At 74.2% G+C, this 23,564-nt stretch carries 21 protein-coding genes and 2 tRNA genes; 3 read left to right on the top strand and 20 right to left on the bottom strand.

What is annotated here, in order from left to right:
• Positions 1-89 precede the first annotated feature (89 nt).
• From ACIQKA_RS17510 to ACIQKA_RS17450, 13 genes are all read right to left on the bottom strand, one after another.
• Complete coding sequence (locus ACIQKA_RS17510) at positions 90-2,288, bottom strand: ArnT family glycosyltransferase (protein WP_402541438.1); 2,199 nt, start codon at positions 2,286-2,288, stop codon at positions 90-92.
• Positions 2,285-3,556, bottom strand: a complete 1,272-nt coding sequence (locus ACIQKA_RS17505; RefSeq protein ID WP_402541437.1) for a glycosyltransferase — start codon at positions 3,554-3,556, stop codon at positions 2,285-2,287. Before ACIQKA_RS17505 ends, ACIQKA_RS17510 begins: the two co-directional genes overlap by 4 nt.
• Before the next feature lie 137 nt (positions 3,557-3,693).
• Positions 3,694-5,244, bottom strand: coding sequence for a sensor histidine kinase (locus tag ACIQKA_RS17500; protein ID WP_402541435.1), 1,551 nt, complete (start codon positions 5,242-5,244; stop codon positions 3,694-3,696).
• Positions 5,245-5,250: 6 nt separating this feature from the next.
• On the bottom strand, positions 5,251-6,018 hold the full coding sequence (locus ACIQKA_RS17495) for a response regulator transcription factor (protein WP_402541434.1): 768 nt from the start codon (positions 6,016-6,018) through the stop codon (positions 5,251-5,253).
• 125 nt (positions 6,019-6,143) lie between these two features.
• Complete coding sequence (locus ACIQKA_RS17490; protein WP_402541433.1) at positions 6,144-7,055, bottom strand: amidohydrolase family protein; 912 nt, start codon at positions 7,053-7,055, stop codon at positions 6,144-6,146.
• Complete coding sequence (locus ACIQKA_RS17485; RefSeq protein ID WP_383149355.1) at positions 7,042-7,377, bottom strand: antibiotic biosynthesis monooxygenase family protein; 336 nt, start codon at positions 7,375-7,377, stop codon at positions 7,042-7,044. The genes ACIQKA_RS17490 and ACIQKA_RS17485 overlap by 14 nt, the downstream gene beginning before the upstream one ends.
• Before the next feature lie 287 nt (positions 7,378-7,664).
• Entirely contained in the window at positions 7,665-8,534 is an 870-nt protein-coding gene (locus ACIQKA_RS17480; RefSeq protein WP_402541432.1) for a DUF2797 domain-containing protein, read from the bottom strand.
• A gap of 71 nt (positions 8,535-8,605) precedes the next feature.
• On the bottom strand, positions 8,606-9,430 hold the full coding sequence (locus ACIQKA_RS17475) for a BRO family protein (RefSeq protein ID WP_383149358.1): 825 nt from the start codon (positions 9,428-9,430) through the stop codon (positions 8,606-8,608).
• 126 nt (positions 9,431-9,556) lie between these two features.
• Entirely contained in the window at positions 9,557-9,922 is a 366-nt protein-coding gene (locus ACIQKA_RS17470) for a PH domain-containing protein (protein WP_030204774.1), read from the bottom strand.
• A gap of 144 nt (positions 9,923-10,066) precedes the next feature.
• On the bottom strand, positions 10,067-10,594 hold the full coding sequence (locus ACIQKA_RS17465; protein ID WP_383429925.1) for a stress protein: 528 nt from the start codon (positions 10,592-10,594) through the stop codon (positions 10,067-10,069).
• An 80-nt stretch (positions 10,595-10,674) separates the two neighbouring features.
• On the bottom strand, positions 10,675-11,277 hold the full coding sequence (locus ACIQKA_RS17460; protein WP_402541430.1) for a hypothetical protein: 603 nt from the start codon (positions 11,275-11,277) through the stop codon (positions 10,675-10,677).
• Between the two features lie 223 nt (positions 11,278-11,500).
• Positions 11,501-11,767 (bottom strand): hypothetical protein, encoded by a 267-nt coding sequence (locus ACIQKA_RS17455; RefSeq protein ID WP_383149364.1) that lies wholly within the window; start codon positions 11,765-11,767, stop codon positions 11,501-11,503.
• Entirely contained in the window at positions 11,764-11,991 is a 228-nt protein-coding gene (locus ACIQKA_RS17450) for a hypothetical protein (RefSeq protein ID WP_383149366.1), read from the bottom strand. The genes ACIQKA_RS17455 and ACIQKA_RS17450 overlap by 4 nt, the downstream gene beginning before the upstream one ends.
• Positions 11,992-12,323: 332 nt before the next feature.
• Between ACIQKA_RS17450 and ACIQKA_RS17445 the strand changes: the two genes are divergently transcribed.
• Positions 12,324-13,373: a LuxR C-terminal-related transcriptional regulator gene (locus tag ACIQKA_RS17445; RefSeq protein WP_402541429.1), complete on the top strand. Its 1,050-nt coding sequence runs from the start codon at positions 12,324-12,326 to the stop codon at positions 13,371-13,373.
• Positions 13,374-13,495: 122 nt separating this feature from the next.
• On the opposite strand, the gene ACIQKA_RS17440 is transcribed toward ACIQKA_RS17445, so the two are convergent.
• Together ACIQKA_RS17440 and ACIQKA_RS17435 are read right to left on the bottom strand one after the other, a co-directional pair.
• A tRNA-Arg gene (locus ACIQKA_RS17440) sits at positions 13,496-13,568 on the bottom strand.
• Between the two features lie 200 nt (positions 13,569-13,768).
• Positions 13,769-13,859 (bottom strand) — tRNA-Ser (locus ACIQKA_RS17435).
• A gap of 255 nt (positions 13,860-14,114) precedes the next feature.
• On the opposite strand from ACIQKA_RS17435, the gene ACIQKA_RS17430 reads away from it, so the two are divergent.
• Together ACIQKA_RS17430 and ACIQKA_RS17425 are read left to right on the top strand one after the other, a co-directional pair.
• Positions 14,115-14,543: an SSI family serine proteinase inhibitor gene (locus ACIQKA_RS17430; RefSeq protein WP_383149400.1), complete on the top strand. Its 429-nt coding sequence runs from the start codon at positions 14,115-14,117 to the stop codon at positions 14,541-14,543.
• Between the two features lie 216 nt (positions 14,544-14,759).
• The gene (locus ACIQKA_RS17425) at positions 14,760-18,548 is read left to right on the top strand and encodes a PAS domain-containing protein (RefSeq protein WP_402541427.1); all 3,789 of its coding nucleotides are present in this window, start codon (positions 14,760-14,762) and stop codon (positions 18,546-18,548) included.
• 89 nt (positions 18,549-18,637) lie between these two features.
• Here ACIQKA_RS17425 and ACIQKA_RS17420 read toward each other — a convergent pair whose 3' ends face one another.
• The 5 genes from ACIQKA_RS17420 to ACIQKA_RS17400 form a co-directional block, all read right to left on the bottom strand.
• On the bottom strand, positions 18,638-20,290 hold the full coding sequence (locus tag ACIQKA_RS17420) for a long-chain fatty acid--CoA ligase (RefSeq protein ID WP_390109781.1): 1,653 nt from the start codon (positions 20,288-20,290) through the stop codon (positions 18,638-18,640).
• A gap of 147 nt (positions 20,291-20,437) precedes the next feature.
• The gene (locus ACIQKA_RS17415) at positions 20,438-20,983 is read right to left on the bottom strand and encodes a SigE family RNA polymerase sigma factor (RefSeq protein WP_383429915.1); all 546 of its coding nucleotides are present in this window, start codon (positions 20,981-20,983) and stop codon (positions 20,438-20,440) included.
• 124 nt (positions 20,984-21,107) lie between these two features.
• The gene (locus ACIQKA_RS17410) at positions 21,108-22,172 is read right to left on the bottom strand and encodes a DUF1906 domain-containing protein (RefSeq protein ID WP_402541426.1); all 1,065 of its coding nucleotides are present in this window, start codon (positions 22,170-22,172) and stop codon (positions 21,108-21,110) included.
• A gap of 314 nt (positions 22,173-22,486) precedes the next feature.
• Positions 22,487-22,618 carry a hypothetical protein gene (locus ACIQKA_RS17405; protein WP_383429912.1) on the bottom strand — a complete coding sequence of 44 codons (132 nt, stop codon included), beginning with the start codon at positions 22,616-22,618 and terminating at the stop codon, positions 22,487-22,489.
• 322 nt (positions 22,619-22,940) lie between these two features.
• Positions 22,941-23,474, bottom strand: coding sequence for an O-acetyl-ADP-ribose deacetylase (locus ACIQKA_RS17400; RefSeq protein ID WP_402541425.1), 534 nt, complete (start codon positions 23,472-23,474; stop codon positions 22,941-22,943).
• Positions 23,475-23,564 lie beyond the last annotated feature (90 nt).

Here is a 23,564-nt window from a genome sequence, read left to right as displayed (position 1 = left end):
TCCTTGTACGGTGTACGAGAGCAGGGCTCGTACACCGTACAAGGGCTCCCTTACGCTGTATAGCGGTTATTTCCGGCCATGATCCGAGGTCACTTCCTGCTGGTCAGGTCGTAGAAGGCGGCGCTGCCGACCGTGACCTTCTCGAAGGTCTCCGAGACCCAGGCGGAGATCTCGGAGTTGCCGCCCATGCCGCCGCCCATGCCGCCGGTGCGCCCACCGTTCTCGCCCGTGTCCTCGCCGCCGCTTCCGATGAAGTAGTGGATCTTGCCCTCGGCGACGTACTGCTTGAACTGCGCGAGGGTCGGGGACGGGTCGCTGCCGTTGAAGCCGCCGATCGCCATGACCGGCTTCTCCGTGGCGAGCTGGTAGCTGGCGGCGTTCTGGGCGCCGACCGTGGCCGCGACCCAGGTGTACGAACCGGCGTCCTTCAGGAGCGCCGCCTCGGCCTCCGCACCGACGTTCGCGCCGTTGAGGAGACCGCCCATGCCGCCACCGCCACCGCCGAAGCCGGGGCGCTCGCCACGCGCGCCTTGGGCGTTGCCCTGGGGTGCCCCCTGCGGCATGCCCTGGGGCGAGGCGCCGCCGGGCATCTGGCCCTGGCCTTGTCCTCGGCCCTGTCCCTGGCCTTGTCCCTGGCCGCCGGGGCCGCCGGGCATCTGGCCACCCTGGCCACCCTGGCCACCCTGGCCTCCCGGACCTCCCGGGAACGCCGCCCCGCCCTCCGGCATCCGGCCCCCGAAGCCGCCCGGCATGCGTCCGCCGAAGCCGCCCGGGCCCCGGCCGCCCGCCGGGCCCGCCGTCACGATGGAGCCCTGGTGGCCGGTGTCCACCGTCGCCAGGGTGTACGCGAAGGGGCCCGCGAGGCCCGCCGCCAGGCCCAGGCCCGCCGCCGCGAGCCCGAGGCGCCGGTCGACCCGGCCCGCCACCAGCAGCCCGAGGGCCGCCGCGAGGCCCGCCACCAGGACCGCCCAGCGCAGCCACGGCAGCCAGTCCGGCGTACGGCCGAGCAGCGTCCAGGCCCACCAGGCCGACACCGCCGCCGTCACCGCGAGCGCCGCCGAGGCCGCGAACCGGGTCCGCTCCTCCCACAGCACGGAGGCGCCCATGCCGACGAGCGCCGCGACGTACGGGGCCAGGGCGACCGTGTAGTACTCGTGGAAGATGCCGGCCATGAAGCTGAAGACCGCGAGGGTGATCAGCAGCGCGCCGCCCCACACCAGGAACGCCGAGCGCGCGGTGTCCGTGCGGGGCGCCCGCCGGGTGACGACGAGCCCCGCGACGAGCAGGAGCAGCGCGGCCGGGAGCAGCCAGGAGATCTGGCCGCCGACCGAGTCGTTGAACATCCGTCCGATCCCGGTCTCGCCCCACCGGCCGCCGCCGCCCATGCCGCCACCGGGGCCGCCTCCGCCGCCCACGCTGCCGGTCTCGTTGCCGTTGATCCGGCCGAGGCCGTTGTAGCCGAAGGTCAGCTCCAGGAAGCTGTTGTTCTGCGAGCCCCCGACGTACGGACGGGAGGACGCCGGCCACAGCTCGACCAGGGCCACCCACCAGCCCGCCGAGACCAGCATCGCGAGCCCGGCGAGGGCCAGGTCGCGGATCCTGCGCCCGATCCCGTCCGGCGCGCACACCGCGTACACGAGGGCGAGCGGCGGCAGGATCAGGAAGGCCTGGAGGGTCTTCGCCAGGAACGCGAAGCCGAAGGCCACGCCCGCCCCCACCAGCCACTTCGCCGCGCCCGGCCCGCCCTCCAGGGCGCGCAGCACCCCGTACGCGGCGACCGTCATGAGCAGCGCGAGCAGCGCGTCCGGGTTGTTGAAGCGGAACATCAGGGCGGCGACCGGCGTCAGCGCGAGGACCACGCCCGCGATCAGGCCCGCGCCCGCGCCGAACCGGCGCCGGACGGCCGCGTACAGGACGCCGACCGTGGCCACGCCCATGAGCACCTCGGGCACGAGGATCTGCCAGGAGCCGAGGCCGAAGAGGCGGACGGAGAGGGCCATCGGCCAGAGCGCGGCCGGCGGCTTGTCGACGGTGATGGCGTTGGCCGCGTCGAGGGAGCCGAAGAAGAAGGCCTTCCAGCTCTCCCCGCCGGCCTGGACGGCCGCGGAGTAGAAGGAGTTGGCGTAGCCGGAGGCGCTCAGGTTCCACAGGTAGAGCACGCCGGTCAGGGCCAGCAGGCCGAGGAGGGCGGGGCGGACCCAGGGGGCGTCCTCGGCGCGTCCGCGCCAGAGACGGGCGAGCCGGTCGCTCCCCCGGGCGGCGGGTGCCGTGGGGCTCGGGGTGGTCATCGTTCGTTCCTTGCGGTGGCCCGCTCGGGGAAGACCCAGAGCCGGAAGAGGAGGAAGCGCAGGACGGTCGCGGCGAGGTTGGCGACGATCAGGACGGCCAGCTCGGTGGAGTGCGAGGGGTCGCCGGTCGCCGCGCCGAGGGCGGCGAGCGAACCGCTGGTCAGGGCCAGGCCGATGGCGAAGACCACGAGCCCCTGCGCCTGGTGGCGGACGGCCCGGTCCCGGCCCCGGACCCCGAAGGTGAGGCGCCGGTTGGCCGCCGTGTTGGCGACGGCCGAGACGAGGAGCGCGGCGGCGTTGGCGAGCTGCGGGCCGAGGCCGAGCCGGAAGGCCGAGTACAGCGCCAGGTAGAGGAGCGTGGACAGGGCTCCGACCGCGCAGAAGCCGACGAGCTGGCGGGCGAGGCCGCCCGGCACGCCGCTGAGGTCGCGGTCCCGGGGGTCGTCCCCGAACGGCCGGGCGAGCCGGTCGAGCGGCAGCGAGCCGGTCGCGAGGGCCCGTCCCACCCGCCAGACGCCCTTCAGGTCGTCCGTCGCCGTCCTCACGATGTGCACGGTCGAGTCGGGGTCGTCGACCCAGTCGACCGGCACCTCGTGGATCCGCAGGCCGGCCCGCTCGGCGAGGACCAGCATCTCGGTGTCGAAGAACCAGCCGGTGTCCTCGACCATCGGGAGCAGCCGCTCGGCGACCTCGCGCCGTATGGCCTTGAACCCGCACTGCGCGTCCGAGAACCGGGCGGCGAGCGAGGAGCGCAGGATCAGGTTGTACGCGCGGGAGATGAACTCGCGCTTCGGGCCGCGGACCACTCGCGAGGAGCGGGAGAGCCGGGAGCCGATCGCCAGGTCCGAGTGGCCGGAGATGAGCGGCGCGACCAGCGGGAGCAGCGCGTTCAGGTCGGTGGACAGGTCCACGTCCATGTAGGCGAGGACGGGCGCGTCCGACGCCGACCACACCGTGCGCAGGGCCCGCCCGCGCCCCTTCTGTTCGAGGCGCACGGAGCGCACCTCGGGCACCTCGCGGGCGAGGGCCGCGGCGACGGCGGGCGTCGTGTCGGTGGAGGCGTTGTCGGCGACGGTGATGCGGAAGCCGTACGGGAAGGTCCGGGAGAGGTGCGCGTGGAGCCGGCGGACGCACGGCTCCAGGTCCTTCTCCTCGTTGTAGACGGGGATCACCACGTCCAGGACGGGCCGTCCGGCGACGTCCACGGGCAGGTGTTCCCGGGCGGGCAGGGCGCCGGGCACGGGCCGCGCGATCGTTGGGGTTCGCATGCCCCAGACACTCGCCGGGGCGGCTGTCACGGCTGTGTGCTGAGCCTGTGCCCCGCCTGTGAGTCTCCGCCCGGGCCGTCGCCCGCGTCCTGTCCGGCCCTGATCCGCCGGACACGCCCCGGGGGGCGCCGTGTCGATCAGGCGGGGTCAGGAAACGGCGCGGGACACCGCGAGCCCGGCGAGACGCCCTCCAGGGGCAGCCGGACGCCGAAGGCGGTCCGGCCGGGGGCGCTCTCCACCGTCACCTCGCCGCCGTGGGCGAGGACGACCGCGCGGACGATCGCGAGGCCGAGGCCGGTGGAGCCGGCGGTGCGGGAGCGGGAGGCGTCGCCGCGCGCGAACCGCTCGAAGACGGAGGGCAGGAGCGCCTCCGGGATGCCGGGCCCGTCGTCCTCGACCTCCACGAGCGCGTCCGTCCCCTCCGTGCGGACGCGGGCGGTGACCTTCGTGCCGGGCGGGGTGTGGGTGCGGGCGTTGGCGAGGAGGTTGAGGAGCACCTGCCGGATCCGGGCGCCGTCCCCCCGCGCCTCCGCCCCCTCCTCGGGGAGTTCGAGGCTCCAGTGGTGGCCGGGCCCGGCCGCGCGGGCGTCGCTCACGGAGTCCAGGACGAGGGCGACGAGGTCGACGGGCTCGTCCGCGAGGGGGCGGCCGGCGTCGAGCCGGGCGAGCAGCAGCAGGTCCTCCACCAGGCCCGTCATCCGGGTCGCCTCCGACTCGATGCGGCCGAGGGCGTGCCGGGTGTCGGGGCCGCACTCCTCGCGGCCCCGCCGGGTCAGCTCCGCGTATCCCCGGATCGAGGCGAGCGGGGTGCGCAGCTCGTGGCTGGCGTCGGCGACGAACTGCCGGACCCGGGTCTCGCTCCGCTGGCGCGCGTCGAGGGCCGAGTGGACGTGGTCGAGCATCCGGTTGAGGGCCGCACCGACCTGGCCGACCTCCGTGCGCGGATCGGCCTCCGTCTCCGGGACCCGCTGGTGGAGCGCCACCTCGCCGCTGTGCAGCGGGAGCCGGGCGACCTGGGACGCGGTGGCGGCGACCCGCCGCAGCGGACGCAGGGCCACCCGGACGAGCACGGTCCCGGCGATCGAGGCCGCGACGAGCCCGGCGCCGGTGACGCTCAGCTCGACCAGGACGAGGGTGGAGAGGGCTCCGTCGACCTCGGTGAGCGGGATGCCGGTGAGGAAGGCGCCCCGGCTGCCCTCCGCGTACGCGACCCGGTACGAGCCGAGGCCGCCGGGAAGTTCCACGGTGTGCGGCCCGCCGTCGCGCGGGACGGCGGCGAGGGCGGTCCGCTGCTCCGCGTCCAGTTCCTCGACGGGGAACCTCGGTCCGTCCGCACCGCTGCTCCCGGCCACCTCGGTCGAGTACCCGGCGGAGGTGATCTCCCCGTCGGTCAGGACCGCGCCGAGGGTTCCTATCGGGGCGCCCGGACCGCCGAGGAAGGCGAACGGCTCCCGGCTCCGGCCGGGGTCGGGCACGGGCAGGACGACCGGCGGCCCGGCGGCCCGCTGGGAGAGCCCCCGGACCTGTTCGTCGGCCTGGTCGTACAGGTACGAGCGGAACGCGATCGTCGTGACCGTGCCGATGACGGCCGCGACGACCGCGATCAGCGCGACCGCCGACACGACGAGCCGGGTGCGCAGCGACCAGGGCCGCCGCGCGCCCCGGCCCGGTGGCGTGCCTCGTGTCACCGGCGGCTACTCCCCCGGCTTGATGAGGTAGCCGGCCCCGCGCCGGGTGTGGATCATCGGGGAGCGTCCCGCGTCGATCTTCCGGCGCAGATAGGAGATGTAGAGCTCGACCACGTTGGCCTGGCCGCCGAAGTCGTACGACCAGACGCGGTCGAGGATCTGTGCCTTGCTGAGCACCCGGCGCGGATTGCGCATGAGGTAGCGCAGCAGCTCGAACTCGGTCGCCGTGAGGTGGATCGAGGTGCCGCCCCGGGTGACCTCGTGGCTGTCCTCGTCGAGGGTCAGGTCCCCGACGGTCAACAGCGATTCGCTGCGCGCCTGTGCGGCCCCGGACCTGCGGATGAGGCCGCGCAGCCGGGCCACCACCTCCTCCAGGCTGAAGGGCTTGGTCACGTAGTCGTCGCCACCCGCCGTGAGCCCGGCGATCCGGTCCTCCACGGCGTCCTTCGCGGTCAGGAAGAGCACCGGCACGTCGGGCAGTTCGCGCCGGATCGAGCCGAGCAGGCTCAGCCCGTCGATGTCGGGCAGCATCATGTCGAGGATCACGGCATCGGGCCGGAACTCGCGCGCGGAGCGCAGGGCGGCGGCCCCGTCCCCGGCGCTCGTGACCTGCCATCCCTCGTAGCGCAGGGCCATGGAGAGCAGCTCGGTGAGCGAGGCCTCGTCGTCGACGACGAGGACCCGGACGGCGGTTCCGTCGGCGCGGAGCATGTCGGCGCGGGTGCCGGTACGGACGCCGGCACGACCGCTCGTGCGGTGTGGGGTGACGGTCATGGGCTCCACGCTGACCGCCCCCGCTGAAAGGCCCCTTTCGCTTTCCTGTGAATTCCCTGAGAAACGTCCATCGACGGCCAGGCGTCCACGGGGCCCGTTTCACGTGAAACGGCACGCTCCGTGGCTCATCGCTCCGGTTTCACGTGAAACATCGCGGCGCCGTTCTCGTACAGCACCTTGCGGAGCCAGTCGTCCCCGAGTCCGAGCCGTTCGAGGGCGTGGAGCTGGTGGGCGTACGGATAGGGGATGTTGGGGAAGTCGGAGCCGAGGAGGATCCGGTCGCCGAGGCCGATCAGCCGCTTGCGCTCCTCCTCGGGGAAGGGCGCGAGCCGCTCGCTGAAGTCGGTGAACGCCATGGTGGTGTCGAGGTGGACCCCCTCGTACCGCTCGGCCAGGGAGAGGAAGTCGCCGTACTCGGGCATCCCCATGTGTGCGACGATCACCCGCAGTCGGGGGTGGCGGGCGAGGAGCCGTCCCATGGGGCCGGGGCCGGTGAAGTTCCCCGGGGCCGGTCCGGAGCCGCAGTGGACGACGACGGGGGTGCCGCTGTCCGCGAGGCTGCCCCAGACGCCGTCGATCCGGGCGTCGTTCGGGTCGAACCCTCCGACCTGGAGGTGCACCTTGAAGACGCGGGCCCCAGCGTCGAGCGCCTCGTGGACATAGCCGTCGACACCCGGCTCGGGGAAGAAGGTCGCGGTGTGCAGACAGTCGGGGGTGCGGGCGGCGAAGTCGGCGGCCCAGGAGTTCAGCCAGGCGCCCATGCCGGGCTTGTGCGGGTAGAGCATCGCGGTGAAGGCGACCGCGCCGAACCCGCGCAGGAGGGCGAGCCTGCGGTCCTCCTCCTCGCGGTAGGTGATGGGCCAGTCCAGGCCGGTCAGCGGGCCGACGGCGTCGAAGTAGGCCCAGACCTTGTCGAGGACGTTCTTCGGCATGAAGTGGGTGTGCACGTCGACGAGTCCGGGGAGCGCGAGCCGCGTGAGGAGCGCGGGGATGTCGACGACACCGACCGCCCCGTCCGTGCCGTCACCCGCGCTCATGCCCGTAACTCCGCTCGACCCTGCCGATGTGGACGCTGTAGCTGTCGTACCAGTGCTTCCGCCCGTACGCCTTGGCCTCCTGGTGCTCGGCGTGGAGGCGCCAGGCGTCGAGGGACTCCAGGTCGCGGAAGTAGGCGACGGTGATGCCGATGCCGCCGGGGGTGCGGGCGGACTCGTATCCGAGGTAGCCGGGGACCTCCCGGACGATCTCCTGCATCCGGGAGGCGGTCTCGGCGTACCCCTCGGGCGCGTCGGGGCGGACCGAGGTGAAGACAGCGGTGTAGTAGGGCGGTTCGATGCCCGCCACCAGTTTCGGGGTCATGCGATCACCCTCGCCGGGGCCGGGCCGGGATGTCCACGGCCCCCGGCCAAAGGGATCCAAGACTTTACGAAGCGGGTCCGGCGGCGAAAAGCGCCGGAGGGAGCCCTTCGGGAAGCCGCCGGGAGACCGCCGGGGGAGCCGGCCCGGAAGCCGCACGGGGCGTGGTTCGGGGCGTGGTCCGGAAGCCGCTCGGGAAGCCGTCCGGAACGTCGCTCAGGCATCCGTCCCGGAAGCCGTCCGGGACGTGGTGGAGGGAAACAGCCGGGGAAGCCGCCCCGGGAGCCGTTTCAGAAGAGCTCCCCCTGCTCGTCCGGGTCGTTCGCGGGAACCGCCGCCGTCACCGGCACGGAGAAACCGTCCCCCGCTTCGGCCTTGCCGAGGACCCAGCCGCCCATGAGCCGGGTGTCGAGGGCGAGGCAGCGCCCGTCGGGGACGAGGAGGTGCAGGTCGGGCCCGGCGGCGGCGAGCAGCCGCCCGGTGACGGTGCCGCCGTCGGTCAGCTCGGTGACCGTGCCGGCGAGCGGCGGCAGGCCGTCGAGGCGGAAGGCTCCGACGTGGTCGCGCGGGGCGAACCCCAGCGGCTCCAGGGTCTCGGTCCAGCCTCCGACCCCGCGGGCCCTCCGGTACAGCTCCTCGACCTCCCGGGCCCGGTCGGCGGCGGGCGGCAGGGCGTGCCGGGCGGCCCGCTTGCGCTCGTACGCGACCCGGTCGGGCACGCCGAGCGCCTGCCGCAGGACCTCCTCGGTGCGCCGGGCCGCCATCAGCGGCCCCCGGCCGAGCCAGCTGAACGCGACGGCCCCCTGTTCCAGGAGCCGGGCCTCGCCCCGGGCCTCGGCGGTGATGCCCACCTTGGTCATGCCGGGCCCGAACCAGGCCAGGTAGACGCGGTACGGCTGGGGGTCGTCGGCGACGGTGTCGGCCGCGACCGAGTGGGCCCGGTCGAGCCGCGCGCACTCCGCGCACCGCCCACCGGTGGCCCGGCCGGGCACGGCGGCCGCCAGCGGACAGGGGTTGCCCCGGGCGCCGGGGCAGCGCCGCTCCCCGAGGGCGCGGAAGGCGAGCGGCCCCCCGTACGCGAGCGGGCTGACCTTCCCGCCCCGCCACCTCAGCCCCGGTGCTCCGCCGCTCCAGGTGATCCCCCGGCACCGCCACTCCACGCCCACGCCTCCCGCGCTCCCGACCGCCTCGGACCTCCAGTCTCCGCCACCCGCGACGGGCGGCGCCCGGATCAGGGCAGCACGTAGATCCGGGTCCCGTCCGGGTCGGGCTCTCCGACCTGCCGCATGCAGCCGCGTTCGAGCAGGAGCCGCACGCAGTCGCGGACGCGCTCGCCGGAGAGCCCGGTGCGGCGGGTGACGTCCTGGGTCCGGTAGCGCACCCCGCCCCGGACGAGCCCGGGGGCGAGACAGTCGGCGACCGTCCGCACGTCCCCGGTGATGGCCCAGGACTCGACGAGCTCCTGCGGGCTGAGCGCGACGGCGGAGCCGGTGCGCTGGCGGGGCACGGCGAGCCGCTCAAGGGATTCGGCGACCCTTGAGAGGCTCTGCCGGGTCTCGCGGAGCAGCTCCGCGTACTCGACCTGACCGGTGTGGGCGAGGGCCCGCTCGTCGATCCGGCCCTCCAGGCGCACGAGGACGTCGACGAGCTCCGGCGGCAGCAGGAACCCGGCGTGCACCGGGGAGGGTTCGAGCCCGTACCCGCCGTACCGCTGGACCGCCGCCACGACCTCGGCCACCCACGCCCGGAACGGCCCGGCCTCCGGCCTGCGACAGGCGCCGACGAGCTGGACGAGCCCCTGGAGGCTCACCATCCGCGCCGACGCGCGGATCCCGCTCCGGCGGAGGTAGGCGTCGTCGCCGGCGATCTCCCGCGCGGACGCCAGGCACTCCCCGGGCAGCTCCACCGTCCGCAGGGCCTCCCTCGTCCCCGCGTACCCCAGCCGCTTCGCCACCTCGGCCACCGGGAACCAGTGGGCCCCGTCCGGCGCGGTCAGCCTCCGCAGGCGCTCCCCGGTGGCGGCGTACACCACGTCATCGATGTCGATCGCGTCCATCGATCATCACCTCCGCCTCGCAAGTTAGTCCGAAGGCATATTCAACTGACATGCAAATAAGACGGATTCACCCAAAAGGGGAGGACCCCCGGGATTTCCCCGGGGGTCCTCCCCTTTCCGTGCCGCCTACTTGGCGACGAACTGCGTGAGGATCGCCTGCACTTCGTAGATGTCGACGCCCTTGGTGAAGGTCTTCTGCACGGGCAGCTGGCTGCCCGAGATCCAGATCTTCAGCTCGGCGTCGAGGTCGAAGGTGCCGGCGGTCTCGACCGCGAAGTGGGTGATGCTCCGGTACGGGATCGAGTGGTACTCGACCTTCTTGCCGGTGATCCCCTGCTTGTCGACCAGCACGAGCCGCCGGTCGGTGAAGAAGATCGTGTCCCGTATCAGCAGGTACGCGGCGTGCACCTGCTCCCCCGGACCGAGCAGCCGCGCGAAGTCCTGCTGCGCCTGCGCCGGGTCGATCGCGTGCGCGTTCCCGAAGAGTGCCATGGTCCAACCCCCTGGGCGACGGAAGCCCCTGTGCGACGAAAGAACGGTCCGTCGACCCTAGCCGCTCCCGCCGCCGGGGGACGCGGGGCCGCCGGGGCGCGGGAGCGGAGGAGAGGACGGGAGGGGCGGGAGGGGCGGGACGGGTCAGAAGGTCACGGTGCCGCCGTCGCGGTGGAACCAGCCCCGGAAGCCCCAGTTGATCCAGCCGCCGTCACCGGTGTTCTTGAAGGTGCCGCCCGCCCCGAAGATCCACACGCCGTAGTAGACCTTCCCGAACTTGACGTTGGCGTAGAGCTTCACGTCGCGGAGGCCGTTCTCGTACCCCTGGCTCAGGTTGAACACCATGACGTTGTACCGGCCGCCGGCCGCGTCGAAGACCCTGTCCACCGCCTGCTGGACGTAGGACCCGCGGTCGTCGGTGTCGATGTTCTTCAGGGCGCTCTCGACGGCGCCCTTGAACGGGGCGTCGCCGTGCACGGAGACGATCGGGACGGTGCCGAGGGCACCCGCCTCGCCGGGCTTCGCCGCCTGCGCCCCGACGGTGGCGGGGGCGGAGAGCTTGGCGGGGCCGGGGGCCGGGGAGCGTTCGGCGGCCTGCGCGGGGAGCGCGGCGACCGCGGTGAGGGCGAGGGAGGCGAGGGCGACACCGGCGAGCGAGGTCATGCGACGCATGAGGGGAACTCCTGTTCGAATGAAAGGGGAGGGAAGGCCGGAGGAAACGAACCGGGGGAGGGCGGGAGGGGGCTCGGTCGTCACCAGGACCGGTAGAAGGTCACGGAACCGCCGTTGCGGTCGAACCAGCCCTTGAAGCCCCAGTTGATCCAGCCGCCGTCGCCGTGGTTGGTGAAGCTCCCGGACTCGAAGACGACGACCCGGTAGGTGCCGTAGTCGCTCTTGACCTTGACGTCGGACCTGATGCCCTGGAGGTTCATCGAGTAGCGGTTGGCGTCGTTGATGACCATGACGTTGTACCGCTGGCCGGCGTCGTAGAAGGACCCCTCCATCAGGGACTTCACGTATCCGTCGCGGTTCTGCTTCTTCTCCAGGGCGTCGACGGTGATGTTGTAGATCTTGCTCGCGATGTCGACGACCGCGACGATCACCTCGACCGCGACGGCGAACCCCTGCGTCTTCGGCGGCGCGGCGAGGCCGGCGGCCCGGACCTGCCCGGCGCCCGGGACGTCGACGGGAGCGGGGGTGGCGTACGAGGCCAGGGGCTTCGGGGCGGCGGAGACCGAAGGAGCGGGAGAGGCGGGAGCGGCGGAGGCGGCGTACGAGGCGGTCGAGGGCAGCAGGACGCCCGCGGCGACGATCGCGCTGATGACGGCGTAGGCGGCGCGCTTGTTGTTCTTCATCTCTGATGCACTTCCTTGCGTGGCGGGTTTCGACGTTCTTCGTCGAACGGGAATCGAGCGGGAAATGTTCTTTCGGGCAGAACGAATTGCCCTTTCGGCCGTGCCGCGTCGTGCGCGGCGGCCGGGATGATGGGATCCCGTACGGGACCGGTGGAGAAGTCGCGAATACCGGCTTCCGCGCCGCCCCGACGTGCGGCGGCTTTTCCGGAAGGCGGAACGCGCGTCACCAGGAGGTGGTGAGGTGGTCGAGTGCGTCGTCGGGGAGCGGGCGCCCGGCCGGGCGGGCTCTCGGGGGCTCGGGGGTCCGGCGTCCGGCGGACCGCCCCGTCACCAGGGCGAGGGCGCATCCGGCGCCGATGCCGAGGAGCGCCGCGAGGCCGAGGAGCCGGTGCGCCCCGTTCGTACGGCGGTCACGTGAGCGGGAGCGCGGGGCGGGAGGGCCGCCGCGGACCCGGCGGTTCCGGTGGGCCCCGGCCGTTCCGGCCGTCACACGAGGGCTTTCGGGCAGGTGGAGGCGGGGGCGCCCCACTCGGTGTCGCCCGGCTTCTTGCACCGCTCGGTGCTCTCCGCCGGGGTCCGAACGGATTTCCCGTCCGCGGTCGCGGTCGCGGCCACGGCCGGAGCCGGTTCCGGGGCCGGGGAAAGCGCGCCGATGCCGGTCCCGATCACGCTCGCCGTCAAAGCCGCGGCGCACATGAATCGAAAGAGCTTCATGGTGTTCTCCCTGGTCCGGATTTCCGCTTTCGGGGGTTCCCCCTTCGGTGATTCAAGGATCGCCCGGCAGGAATGCCCGGACCAGGCTTCCGGGCCGTCAGCAACGTGCATGGCACGAAAGGGAGGGGGCAAAGATGGACAACCACTCAGAAACAGGCACCCTGATCGAGGTGCGACCCGGCGAGGAGCCCGACTCCGCCTTGCCCGGGCCGACTTCGACCCCCGGCACCGCCTTGCCCGGACCGGCTCCTGCCCCTAGTACCGCCTTGCCCGGACCGGCTCCAGCCCTCGACTCCGCCTTACCCGGGCCGACTTCGACCCCCGACTCCGCCTTGCCCGGACCGACTTCGACCCCCGGCGCCGCCGTCGGCGGGGCGGAGGGCTTCGCCCCCGCGGCGGTCGGTCTGTACACCCACCTCCTCCGCCACGGCCCGGCCCCGCTCGCCGCCCTCGCCGACGCCCTCGGCCTGACTCCGGAAGGCGTCCGGAAGGCGTCCGAGGAGCTGTCCCGGCACCGCCTCCTCACCCGCGCGCCCGGCGATCCCGACGGCCCCTGGCACCCCATCAGCCCCTACGCGGCGGCGGCCGAGATCGTCGGCCCGGAGGAGGGCAGGCTGCGCCGGCGCCTGGAGGACCTGGAGCGCACACGGGCCCGGCTCGACTCCCTCGCGCCGCTGTACGAGGACGCCCGGCGCGGCGGAACGGACTCGGCGGCCGTCGAGACGGTCTCGTCCCGCGACCGCGTGATGCTCCTCATCTCCGACGCGGCGGCCCGCTGCACCGAGGAGGTCCTCACCGTGCAGCCCGGCGGCGGACGCCCCGCGGGCCACCTGGAACGGGCGCTCCCGCGCGACCTGGAGATGCTGCGGCGCGGCGTGCGGCTGCACACGCTCTACCAGCACACCGCGCGCTACAACCCCGGCACCCAGGAGTACGTGGCCGCGGTCGTCGAGGCCGGCGCCGAGGTGCGGACGCTGGGCGAACTCTTCGGCAAGATGGTCGTCTTCGACCGGTCCCTGGCCTTCCTGCCCGTCTGGGACGACCCGGACTCGGCGGTCGTCCTCCGCGAGCCCTCGGCCGTCGCGTTCCTCCGCTCGGTCTTCACCCACGTCTGGAACCTGGCCGAACCGTTCTCGACCTCGTACACCACGGCGACCTCGATCCAGCTCCGCGACTCCATCGCGGCCCGCCTGATCACCGGTGCCAAGGACGAGCAGATCGCCCGCAAACTCGGCATGTCCCTGCGCACCTGCCGCCGCCACATCGCCCAGCTGATGGAGGAACTCGGCGCCGAGAGCCGCTTCCAGGCGGGCTACCTCCTGGCCCTCCAGACCCGAGACCCCACCCGCCCCGCCCCACCGGAAACCTCGACGGGCCCGTGACCCGGCGGAACCCACGCTCCGAGGAGCCCCGCCCCTGCCCGGGTCTCCTTCCGGGCCCGGCCGGTTCCGCATCAGACAACGCGAGAGGCCCCGGACGCCATGTCCGGGGCCTCTCGACTCTGTGCACTCGGCAGGATTCGAACCTGCAACCTTCTGATCCGTAGTCAGATGCTCTATCCGTTAAGCTACGAGTGCTTGTTTTCAGTTCTTGTCTTCGCTCCCCGGTCTTTCGACCCGCTCGCGGCGACAGGAAGAACATTACATGACTGCCGCCGTCATGTGAAATCCGATTGCCCCACCCCTTGTGACCTGCGAAAACGTCCCGACAGGCGTCGCGGGGGCAGGTCCGGGAACGGCCGAAGCCCCGGCCTTGGGGGCCGGGGCTTCGGTAGGGGCGGAGGCGGAGGGATTTGAACCCTCGATGGGCTTTAAGACCCAAACCGCATTAGCAGTGCGGCGCCATAGACCGGACTAGGCGACGCCTCCATGCACCTCGCGCATACGCGGGTGGTGCGTGCAGATGATGACACAGACGAACCGGCTGTCACCAATCGATTCTCACCGTACTAGTCCTCCGGGGTCCAGGGCAAAGCCCACCGGCGCGCGTGCGGACCCGCGCGCCCGCCGGGCGCACTCCCCCGTCCGCGCAACGCCGCCGCGTCCGGAGCGTTAGACCGGACGGGCGCGCCGTGCGCCCGCGCCCGCCGAGTCCGCCGTGCACCCGCGCTCCTGGAGATCCGCATGCTGCGCCGTATCGCCCTCGCGTCCCTCGCCACCGCCGCCGGTGCCGCCGGCCTCGGCCCCCTGCCGCCGCTGCCGCTGTTCCCCGCGCCCGCGCCCGACGCCCTGACCGTGGCGATCTCCGGGAGCGGCCACCCCGAGGCCGACGGCACCTTCGAGCTGACGTGCGGCGACCGGCCCGGCGGCGACCACCCGGCCGCCGCGCGCGCCTGCGAGCGCCTGGAGCGGCTCGCGGCGGCGGACGAGGACCCGTTCCGACCGGTCCCCGAGGGCCGGATGTGCGCACAGGTGTACGGCGGGTCCGTCCTCGCACGGGTGACCGGCACCTGGCGGGGCCACGAGGTCGACGCCCGCTTCTCCCGCGCGAACGGCTGCGAGATCGACCGCTGGGAGAATCTGGAACCCCTTCTTCCACTCGTCCGGCGCTGACGTCCGGCCGTTCCCCACACCGCCTCCCGGGGGCGGCGTACGCGGATGACGTGGGGAGATGCCGTGTGGGGACGGCGGTCGGGGGCGGCGTCAGGAAGGGCCGGCCGGTGGCTCCCTTAGACTCCCTTGAGTGACAGGCCACGGCCCGAGGGGCAAGATGGAGCCGGCCGGTCCACAGGCCAAGCGCGTGCAGTGCGTCAGGGAGGAAGCGTCGTCGTGAGCAGCAGGCCATCCCGAGGCGCTGCTCGCCTCGCAGCCATACTCGACGCCCTCCCCGACGGCCTCGTGCTCGTCAACTGCAACGGCACGGTCGTCAACGCCAACACCATCGCCCTCGGCATGTTCGAGACCCCCGGCACCGCCCTCGTCGGGCGCGGCCTCCTCGACCTGCTGCCCGACTTCGACTCGCGCCTCATCCCCGGCTCCATGCGCCGCCCGGACAACACCGACGAGCGCGGCCGCACCAAGCCGACCCGGATGGTCGCCCGCCGCACCGACGGCAGCGAGTTCCCCGTCGAGGTGACCAGCGCCAGCCTGGAGGACGGCCGCGAGGCCTACGACTCCTACGGCGGCTACACCGGCGACGAGCTGCTCATGCTGGTCGTGCGGGACCTCACCGGCACCCTCGACACCGAGGCCGAACTCGCCCGCTCGCAGCGGCAGACCGAGATGATCCTGCGCGCCGCCTCCGAGGGCGTCGTCGGCACGGACACCGACGGCCGCGTCGTCCTCGTGAACCCCGCCGCCGCGCAGATCCTCGGCCACCGCGCCGGCGAACTCGGCGGCCGGGAGCTGCACCCGCTGATCCTCGCCAAGCGCGCCGACGGCGAGCCCTTCCCGTACGAGGAGTCGCCGCTCGCGGACACCCTCAAGTCCGGGCGGAAGCACCGCGTGCGCGGCCAGGTCCTGTGGACGAAGAAGGGCGAGCGGGTACCGGTCGACCTGACGACCGCTCCGGTGCGGGACGGCGACCAGCTCGTCGGCGCGGTGATGACCTTCGCCGACCGCAGGCCGTACGAGCAGCTCGCCGAGCAGCACGCCGCCGAGCTGGCCGACCGCGCCGAGCGCGCGGCGGCGGAGCGGGAGGCGCAGCAGGAGCGGTACGCCTCGCTCGCCGCCCGCCACGAGCAGCTCACCGCCGTCCTCGCCGAGTCGCTGCGCGGCCCCCTGGAGGAGCTGCGCACCCAGCTCGGCGCCCTCGCCGCCGACGACGCCGGGCAGCTCTGGCCCGAGGCCAACCAGGTCCTCCACCACCTCGCCGCCGGATACGCCCGGATGACGGCGCTCGTGGACAACGTCCTGGGCTACCAGCGCCTCGACGCGGGCGCCGAGGAGCTCGACAAGCGCGTCACGCTCCTCGACGGGGTCGTGTCCGCAGGCATCGACGGGGCCGTCGAGCTGATCGGGCCCGGCCGCGCGCAGTTCGCCGTGCACACCCCGCCCATCGAGGCCGAGGTGGACCCGGCCCGGCTCGCGACCGCCCTCGCGCACCTCGCCGCGGACGTCGCGGGCGTCGACGCGACCGGCCGGAACCGGGCCGCCGCCCCGGGCGCCGCGCCCGCCGACTCCACCGTCGTCGTGGCGGCCGCACAGCGCGGCGACGTCGTACGGATCGAGGTCCGCGGCCCGTACGCGGGCGGCGACCCGGTCCACGGGCCCGTCGTGCGCGGGATCGTGGCGGCGCACGGCGGCGTCGTGCAGACCCACGAGGTGCCGGGCACGAGCGGCGGCGCGTACGTCCTCGAAGTGCCGGTCGGCGCGGGCCGGGGCACGGTCCCCGCGCAGGCGCCCGCGCCCCGGAACGACCGGGCGGGCGGCCGGGAGGCCCTCACGCTGCCCGCGCAGGCCTCGGGCCCGGTCGACGAGGCCCCGGTCGACGAGGCTCCGGCCGCCCCGGTCCCCGTTCCCGCCCCGGGCACGGCACCGGACGCGGAGGCTCCCGGCGGCGGGCGGCGACGGGCCCGGCGCGGCTCGACGGACGCCTTCCTGGAGAGCGCGGTCCCGGCCGGGGGCGACGCCCCGTCCGGCGCCGAGCCCAGCGGGCGCCGCCGTGCCCGTACGGGAGGGACCGCCGCGGCGGACCTGATCCCGGCCCAGCAGAACGCGATCGCGCCCCCCGCCCCCGTCGCCCCGGCCGGCCCGCCCGTCGAGCCCACCGGGCGCCGTCGGGGACGGCCCGCCGAGGGCTCCGTCGTGACCGCCGCCGAAGGCGCGCAGGGGCGTGCCGCGCTCGGTGCGGCCGTGCCGCCGCAGGGCGTCCCCGTCGGCCCCTCGGGCATCCCGGGGCCCGCCCCGGAGTCGGCCTCCGCCCTGGCCCTGCCGGCCGTCGCCTCCGAGGAGCCCCCGGCGCAGCCGAGCGGGCGCCGCTGGCGCGCGCTGGCCGCCGCGCAGGAGCGGGCGGCCGCGGCCGAGGCCGGTCCCCGGACCCCGTTCGCGCTGCCGCCCGCCGACGCCGACCGCGAAGTGCCCCTGCCCGCCGCGCCCGTGGCCGTTCCGCCGCCCGGTCCCCTGCCGGTCTCCGACGAGGCGCGGCACGAGGCCGTACGGGGTGTCCCGGAGGCGGACCACACGCCGCCGCAGCCCCACCCGCACGCCCGGACGCCGCTGCCGGCCCAGGCGACCGGCGCCTCCGCGGGCGCATCCGTACCCGCGTCCGCCGAGCCGACCGGGCGGCGGCGTGCCGTCGCGACCCCGCCGCCGGAGCGGGAACCGGAGCCCCGGCAGGCACCGCGGCCCCTGCCGCAGCCCCAGTCCCCGGCGCAGCCCGGCAACGGGACCGGCACCGGCTCCGTACCGCTGCCGCCCGAACTGCCCATGTCGAGGGAGTCGACCCAGGGACGGGCGTTCAGCGTCCGGACCCTCGGGCAGGGCGCGCCCTTCGTCCCCCCGACCGCCCCGGCTCCCCCGGCTCCGGCGCCCGTCCCCACCGCTTCCGGGAACTCCGGTGCTCCCGCCGCGCCCTCCAACGGATCCGGGCGGCGGCGCAGGCTCGCCACCCCGCCCGAGGTCGACCCGCCGGCCCCGGCGGCGCTCCCCGCGCCCGCCGGAACCGAGGCCGGGCCCCATCCTCAGCCGCGGGCCCGGGCGGAGGCGGAGATCGCACCGCCCTCCCTCTCCTCCGCTCCCGCCACGCCTTCCGCGCCCTCCTCGTCCGAAGGACGGGCGTACGCCATAGGAGCGCCCGCCGAGGGCTCCGCGGAGGGGCCCGAGCCGCTGGACGGTCCCGGCGGCGCGGTCGAGGTCGCCAACCGGCCCGCCCCGCGCCCCGTCGACGACGAGCTGCCCCCGGAGCCCCTCGACAACCCGCGCCGGCTGCTCGTCTGGCCCGCGCCCGACGTCTCCACGCAGCAGGCGCTGAGCGACCGCGGCTACCGGCCGGTGATCGTGCACTCCCGCGAGGAGGTCGACGCGCAGATCGCCGCCTTCCCGGCCGCGCTCTTCGTCGACCCGCTGACCGGACCCATCACCCGCACCGCGCTCCAGTCGCTGCGCCGGGCGGCCGTCGCCGCCGAGGTGCCGGTGCTGCTCGCGGCCGGGCTCGGACAGGCGACCCGCGAGGCGGCGTACGGCGCCGATCCGGCCGTGCTCCTCAAGGCGCTCGCGCCGCGCGACAGCGAACAGCACCCGTCCCGGGTCCTGCTGATCGAGGAGAACGAGGACATCGCGGAGGCGCTCGCGGCCACCCTGGAGCGGCGCGGGATGCAGGTGGCGCGGGCGGCCACGGACTCGGAGGCGGTCACGCTCGCCACGCAGACGCAGCCGAACCTGGTGGTGATGGACCTGATGCAGGTGCGCCGCCGCCGGGCCGGGATCATCGACTGGCTGCGGGCGAACGGGCAGCTCAACCGCACCCCGCTCGTCGTCTACACCTCGGCCGACCTCGCCGGGGAGGAGCTGCCGAAGCTGTCCTCCGGCGAGACGGTCCTCTTCCTCGCCGAGCGCGCGAACAGCGCCGAGGTCCAGGCCCGGATCGTCGACCTGCTCGCGAAGATCGGCACCAACTAGTACGGAACGGCACGAAGGAGGGGGAGGGCGCCGGGCGCCCTCCCCCTCCTCGCTTCCCGGCCGGTTCGCGGGTCACCTCACCCGCAGCGCTACAGCCGGGTCACGTCCAGCTCGCCCTCCGCGTACTGCTTGCGGATGACCTTCTTGTCGAACTTGCCGACGCTCGTCTTCGGCACCGCGGGCACGACCGCCCAGCGCTCCGGGAGCTGCCACTTGGCGATGCCGCCCTCCGCGGCGAGGAAGGCCCTCAGCGTCTCGTAGTCCGCCGTCGAGCCCTCCTTGAGGACGACGGTCGCGAGCGGGCGCTCGCCCCACTTCTCGTCGGGCACGGCGACGACGGCGGCCTCGGCGACCTCCGGGTGCGCCATCAGCGCGTTCTCCAGCTCGACGCTGGAGATCCACTCGCCGCCGGACTTGATGACGTCCTTGGCGCGGTCGGTGAGGGTGAGGAAGCCGTCGGTGCTGATCACGCCGACGTCACCGGTCTTGAGCCAGCCGTCCTCGCTGAACTTGTCCTCGGGGCGGAGCGGTTCGCCGTCGACGCCGCTGTAGTACGCGCCCGCGATCCAGGTGCCGCGCACCTCCAGCTCGCCGGCCGACTCGCCGTCCCAGGGCAGGTGCTCGCCGCCGGGGCCGACGAGCCGCGCCTCGACGCCGGCGGGGAAACGTCCCTGCGTGACGCGGTAGGGCCACTCCTCGTCGGCGGTGAGGCCGGCCGGCGGGTGGGCCATCGTGCCGAGCGGGGAGGTCTCGGTCATGCCCCAGGCGTGGCAGAGGCGGACGCCGAGCTTGTCGTACGCCTCCATGAGGGAGGGCGGACAGGCCGCGCCGCCGATGGTGACCTGGGCCATGGAGGAGAGGTCGCGCGGGTTGGCGGTGACCTCGGCGAGCAGGCCCTGCCAGATGGTGGGGACGGCCGCCGCGTGGGTCGGCCTCTCGCGCTCGATCATGTCGGCGAGCGGGGCCGGCTGGAGGAAGCGGTCCGGCATGAGCATGTTGATGCCGGTCATGAAGGTGGCGTGCGGCAGTCCCCACGCGTTCACGTGGAACTGCGGCACCACGACCAGGGTCGTGTCCTTGGCGGTGAGGCCCATCGACTCGGCCATGTTCACCTGCATCGAGTGCAGGTAGATCGACCGGTGGGAGTAGACGACGCCCTTCGGGTCGCCCGTGGTGCCGGAGGTGTAGCACATGGCCGCGGCCGTGCGCTCGTCGAGCTCCGGCCACGCGTACGCGGTCGGGCGGCCGGCGAGCAGCTCCTCGTAGTCGTGCACGCGCGGGGCCGCGCCGTCCAGGACGGAACGGTCGCCGGGGCCCGCGACGACGACGTGCTCGATCGTCGGCAGGTGCGGGAGCAGCGGGGCGAGGAGGGGGAGCAGCGAGCCGTTGACGATCACGACCCGGTCGGCGGCGTGGTTGACGATCCACACCAGCTGCTCGGGGGGAAGGCGGAGGTTGAGGGTGTGGAGGACGGCGCCCATGGAGGGGATCGCGAAGTACGCCTCGACGTGCTCGGCGTTGTTCCACATCAGGGTGGCGACCCGCTGGTCGCCGGTGACGCCGAGTTCGTCGCGCAGGGCGTTGGCCAGCTGGTGCGCGCGGGCCCCGGTCTCAGCGAACGTGCGGCGCTGCGGCTCGGACTCGCCCGTCCAGGTGGTGATGGTGGACCGTCCGTGGATCCTCATCCCGTGTTCGAGGATGCGGCTCACGGTCAGCTGTACGTCCTGCATGGTGCTGTACACGGGGCGTCCTCCCGGTGGGCGCTACGTGGCAGTAAGGGTGTGGAGATTCTGCGCACGTACCAAGCGGTATGTCACTACCTGGGAGTACGGAAATTGCCAGTGATTACTGGCGACGGGAGGAGGACGGGGTGCGTACGAGGCGGTTCCTCATCTCACCGGGGTCAGCTCAGGGTCCTCGCGGAGCTTGCCGAGCGCTCTGGACACCGCGCTCTTGACCGTGCCGACCGACACCCCGAGCACCTCGGCGGTCTGGGCCTCGCTGAGGTCCTCGTAGTACCGCAGGACCACCATCTGGCGCTGCCGCTCCGGCAGCTTGAGCACCGCGCGCCACATGGCGTCGTGCAGCGCCTGCCGCTCGGCCGGGTCGGGCGCCGGAAGGCCGACCGGCTCGGGCAGCTCCTCGCACACGAACTCGTCGACCTTGCGCTTGCGCCACTGCGACGTGCGGGTGTTCAGCAGCGCCCGGCGGACGTAGCCGTCCAGGGCCCGGTGGTCCTCGATCCGCTCCCAGGCCACGAAGGTCTTGGTGAGCGCGGTCTGGAGGAGGTCCTCCGCGTCCGAGGGGTTGGCGGTCAGGGAGCGGGCGGTGCGCAGGAGCACGGGCCCGCGCGCCCGTACGTACGAGGAGAAGCTCGTGTACGACGCGTACTGCGAGGCACCGGCGCAGACGGGGCCAGAGGGTGGCGGAGTCATGACTCCACGCTAGGAGCGGCGGGGGTCCGGCGGATCGGCCCCAGGTCCCGAACCACCGTCCGCCTCAGGTTGTAGGGGTGGGGATGCCCGGACCTCCTCTGGGTGGAGGCCCCCGAGACCCGGCTCAGGGTCGGGGCAGGAGCCGCGTCCCGGCGGGCGGAGGGACGGGGCCGGAGGGCGGGGAACCCGCGCGCGCCGTGGTGAGGCGGGCGACCGGGGCGTCCACCGCGTTGCGGTCGATCACGAGGCGGTGGCCGCCGTACGTCTCGGTGACGTTGCCCGCGTACTGGTGGATCCGGGCGTGCGGCGTCCAGGCGGCCGGGGCCAGGGTGGCCTCGGTGGCGAGCGCGGGCGTCCCGAGCCAGCGCGCGAACCACATCACGGCCGGCAGGTCCGCCGTGCCGGCCCTCCGCTGCTCCTCGATGTCCCGCACGCCCGTGTCCGCGCTGCTGTAGAAGCCGGGGAGGTAGCCGAGGCGGCGCACCTCCCGGTTCCAGCCCCGGACGAAGGAGAGCGTGATCGCGGCGCACTGGGCGTCACCGCGCCGGTAGGCCTCGATGTCGAGGTAGAGCGGGCTGCTCGTGCCCAGGCCGAGGGCCCGCGCGGCCCGCACCGCGTCGCCCGCCTCCCGGGTGCCCTGGCCCCAGGGGTCGGAGCCGATGGCGAAGGGCTTCTTGGCGGGGGCCTCGACGCACGGCGCCTGGGAGCCGACGAAGAGGGGCAGCAGCCGCCAGCCCATCGCCTGCACCGAGGCGACCCAGCCGGAGTCCAGCTCCCGCTGGCCGGGGCAGCCCCGGCCGCGCCCGGCGAAGTAGATCCCGACGGCCCCGTACGGCGAACCGCGCCAGGCCCTCATGGTCTCGACGGAGGGCGCCTCGCAGGTGTCGAAGGCCTTGCCGGTGAAGTGGACGGGGGTGGCGGAGGCGGCTGCCCCGGGAGCGGCGGGGGCCGCGGCGGGAGCGGGAGCGGCGGCGGGAGCGGGAGCGGCGGCGGGAGCGGGAGCGGCGGCGTTCCTGCTCGCGGCTGCCACCGTGACGGCCGGAGCCGGGACGGGGGGCGGAGCCGGGGCGGCGGCCGGAGGCGGGGCCGCGGCCGGTGCCGCGAGCGGGGTCGGAGGCGGGGCGGCGGTCGGTACGGGCGCGTCGAGGAGCGCCGTCCCGGCCACCGCCGCCATCAGGACGGCGACCACGGCCCGCGCCCCTGCGAAGGGGGGCGCGGACCGTGGACGCGCCGGTGCGGGAGTCGGGGCGGACCGGGGCCGGGGCGGCGTGCTTGTGCTCATGACGCGAGTGAAGATCCGCCCGCCGCGCCCGGCCACCGCTGGAGCCGCCGCCTCCGCCGTACGCACCGGGGAACGACCCGTACGTGGGAACCCCGGCGCGAGGGCCCCGGTCCCGTCTCCGGTGGCGCGACCGCCCGCGCACCGGTACCGAAGTGCCGCCGCGCGGGCCGTCCTTCGCGCTGCCGTACCCCCCCTCGGGCCGGCCCTCCCCGCTCCGGCCGTCACCACGGCGGGAAGTCGAGCACCGGGAGGGACCGGACGGCGCGGGTGGAGGCGGCCGGGGTGGAAGCGGCGCCGGCGGAGGCGGGGCGGACGGGGTCGGTGCGGGTGAGGTCGGTGCGGGTGCCTGTCATGACTCTTCCTCCGGGAAACGAGAACCGAGAACCGAGAACGGGTAACCGAGAACCGGGGCTGCTGGGAGCCCGCCGAAATACCTGAAGCGTGGAGCGTGACTGAAATATCTGTGTTTCCGGGGCAGTTGGCCCGCCGCCCCGGCCGTTGTGCTCGACGTCGCGAATGCAGACTTGCCCACGGAATCCCCGGCGAACCGGCCCGGAGCGGACGTTCCCCCTCAAGCGTGAGGACAGCCGGATAAACCCGGTCGGGAAGAGAGAAGAAGCAGCTCGCGGGGGCGCGGGGAATTCGCGTTTCGGCGCGGTCGGGACTCCCGGAGTCCTAGGAGACGCCCCCCACGTCCCCCGCGTCCCCCACGGCCTCCTCGAAGGCCTGGTACGCCGTCTCGTCGAAGAGCACGAACCGCACCTCCTCGACCTCGGTGCGGGTCGCCCGCACGGTCTCGACGGCGATCCGGGCGCCGTCCGCCATCGGCCAGCCGTAGACCCCGGTGGAGACGGCCGGGAACGCGACCGTGCGGGCCCCCAACTCGTCGGCCACCCGCAGGGATTCCCGGTAGCAGGAGGCCAGCAGCTCCGAGCGGTCCTCGTCCCGCGACCAGACCGGGCCCACCGTGTGGATCACGTGCCGGGCGGGCAGCCGCCCCGCCGTGGTCGCCACGGCCCGCCCGATCGGCAGGCCCTTGCCGTGGTGCGAGCGGCGCAGCGCGCGACAGGCCTCCAGGATCTCCGGCCCGCCCCTGCGGTGAACGGCCCCGTCGACTCCGCCGCCCCCGAGCAGCGAGGAGTTCGCGGCGTTGACCACCGCGTCCGCCGCCTCGGCGGTGATGTCTCCCCGGACGAGCACGATCCGCATCCCCCGCTCCTCTCCTGCCTGGGTCCTCCGGACCCTACGCCGCCCCTCGCGAAGCGGCATCGCCCTTACCACCCGCCCGATCGGGAAACG

The sequence above is a fragment of the Streptomyces sp. NPDC092045 genome (assembly GCF_044756005.1).
Taxonomy (GTDB): Bacteria; Actinomycetota; Actinomycetes; order Streptomycetales; family Streptomycetaceae; genus Streptomyces.
The sequence above is the reverse complement of the archived record's forward strand: the minus strand, read 5'-3'. Positions and strand labels throughout refer to the sequence as shown.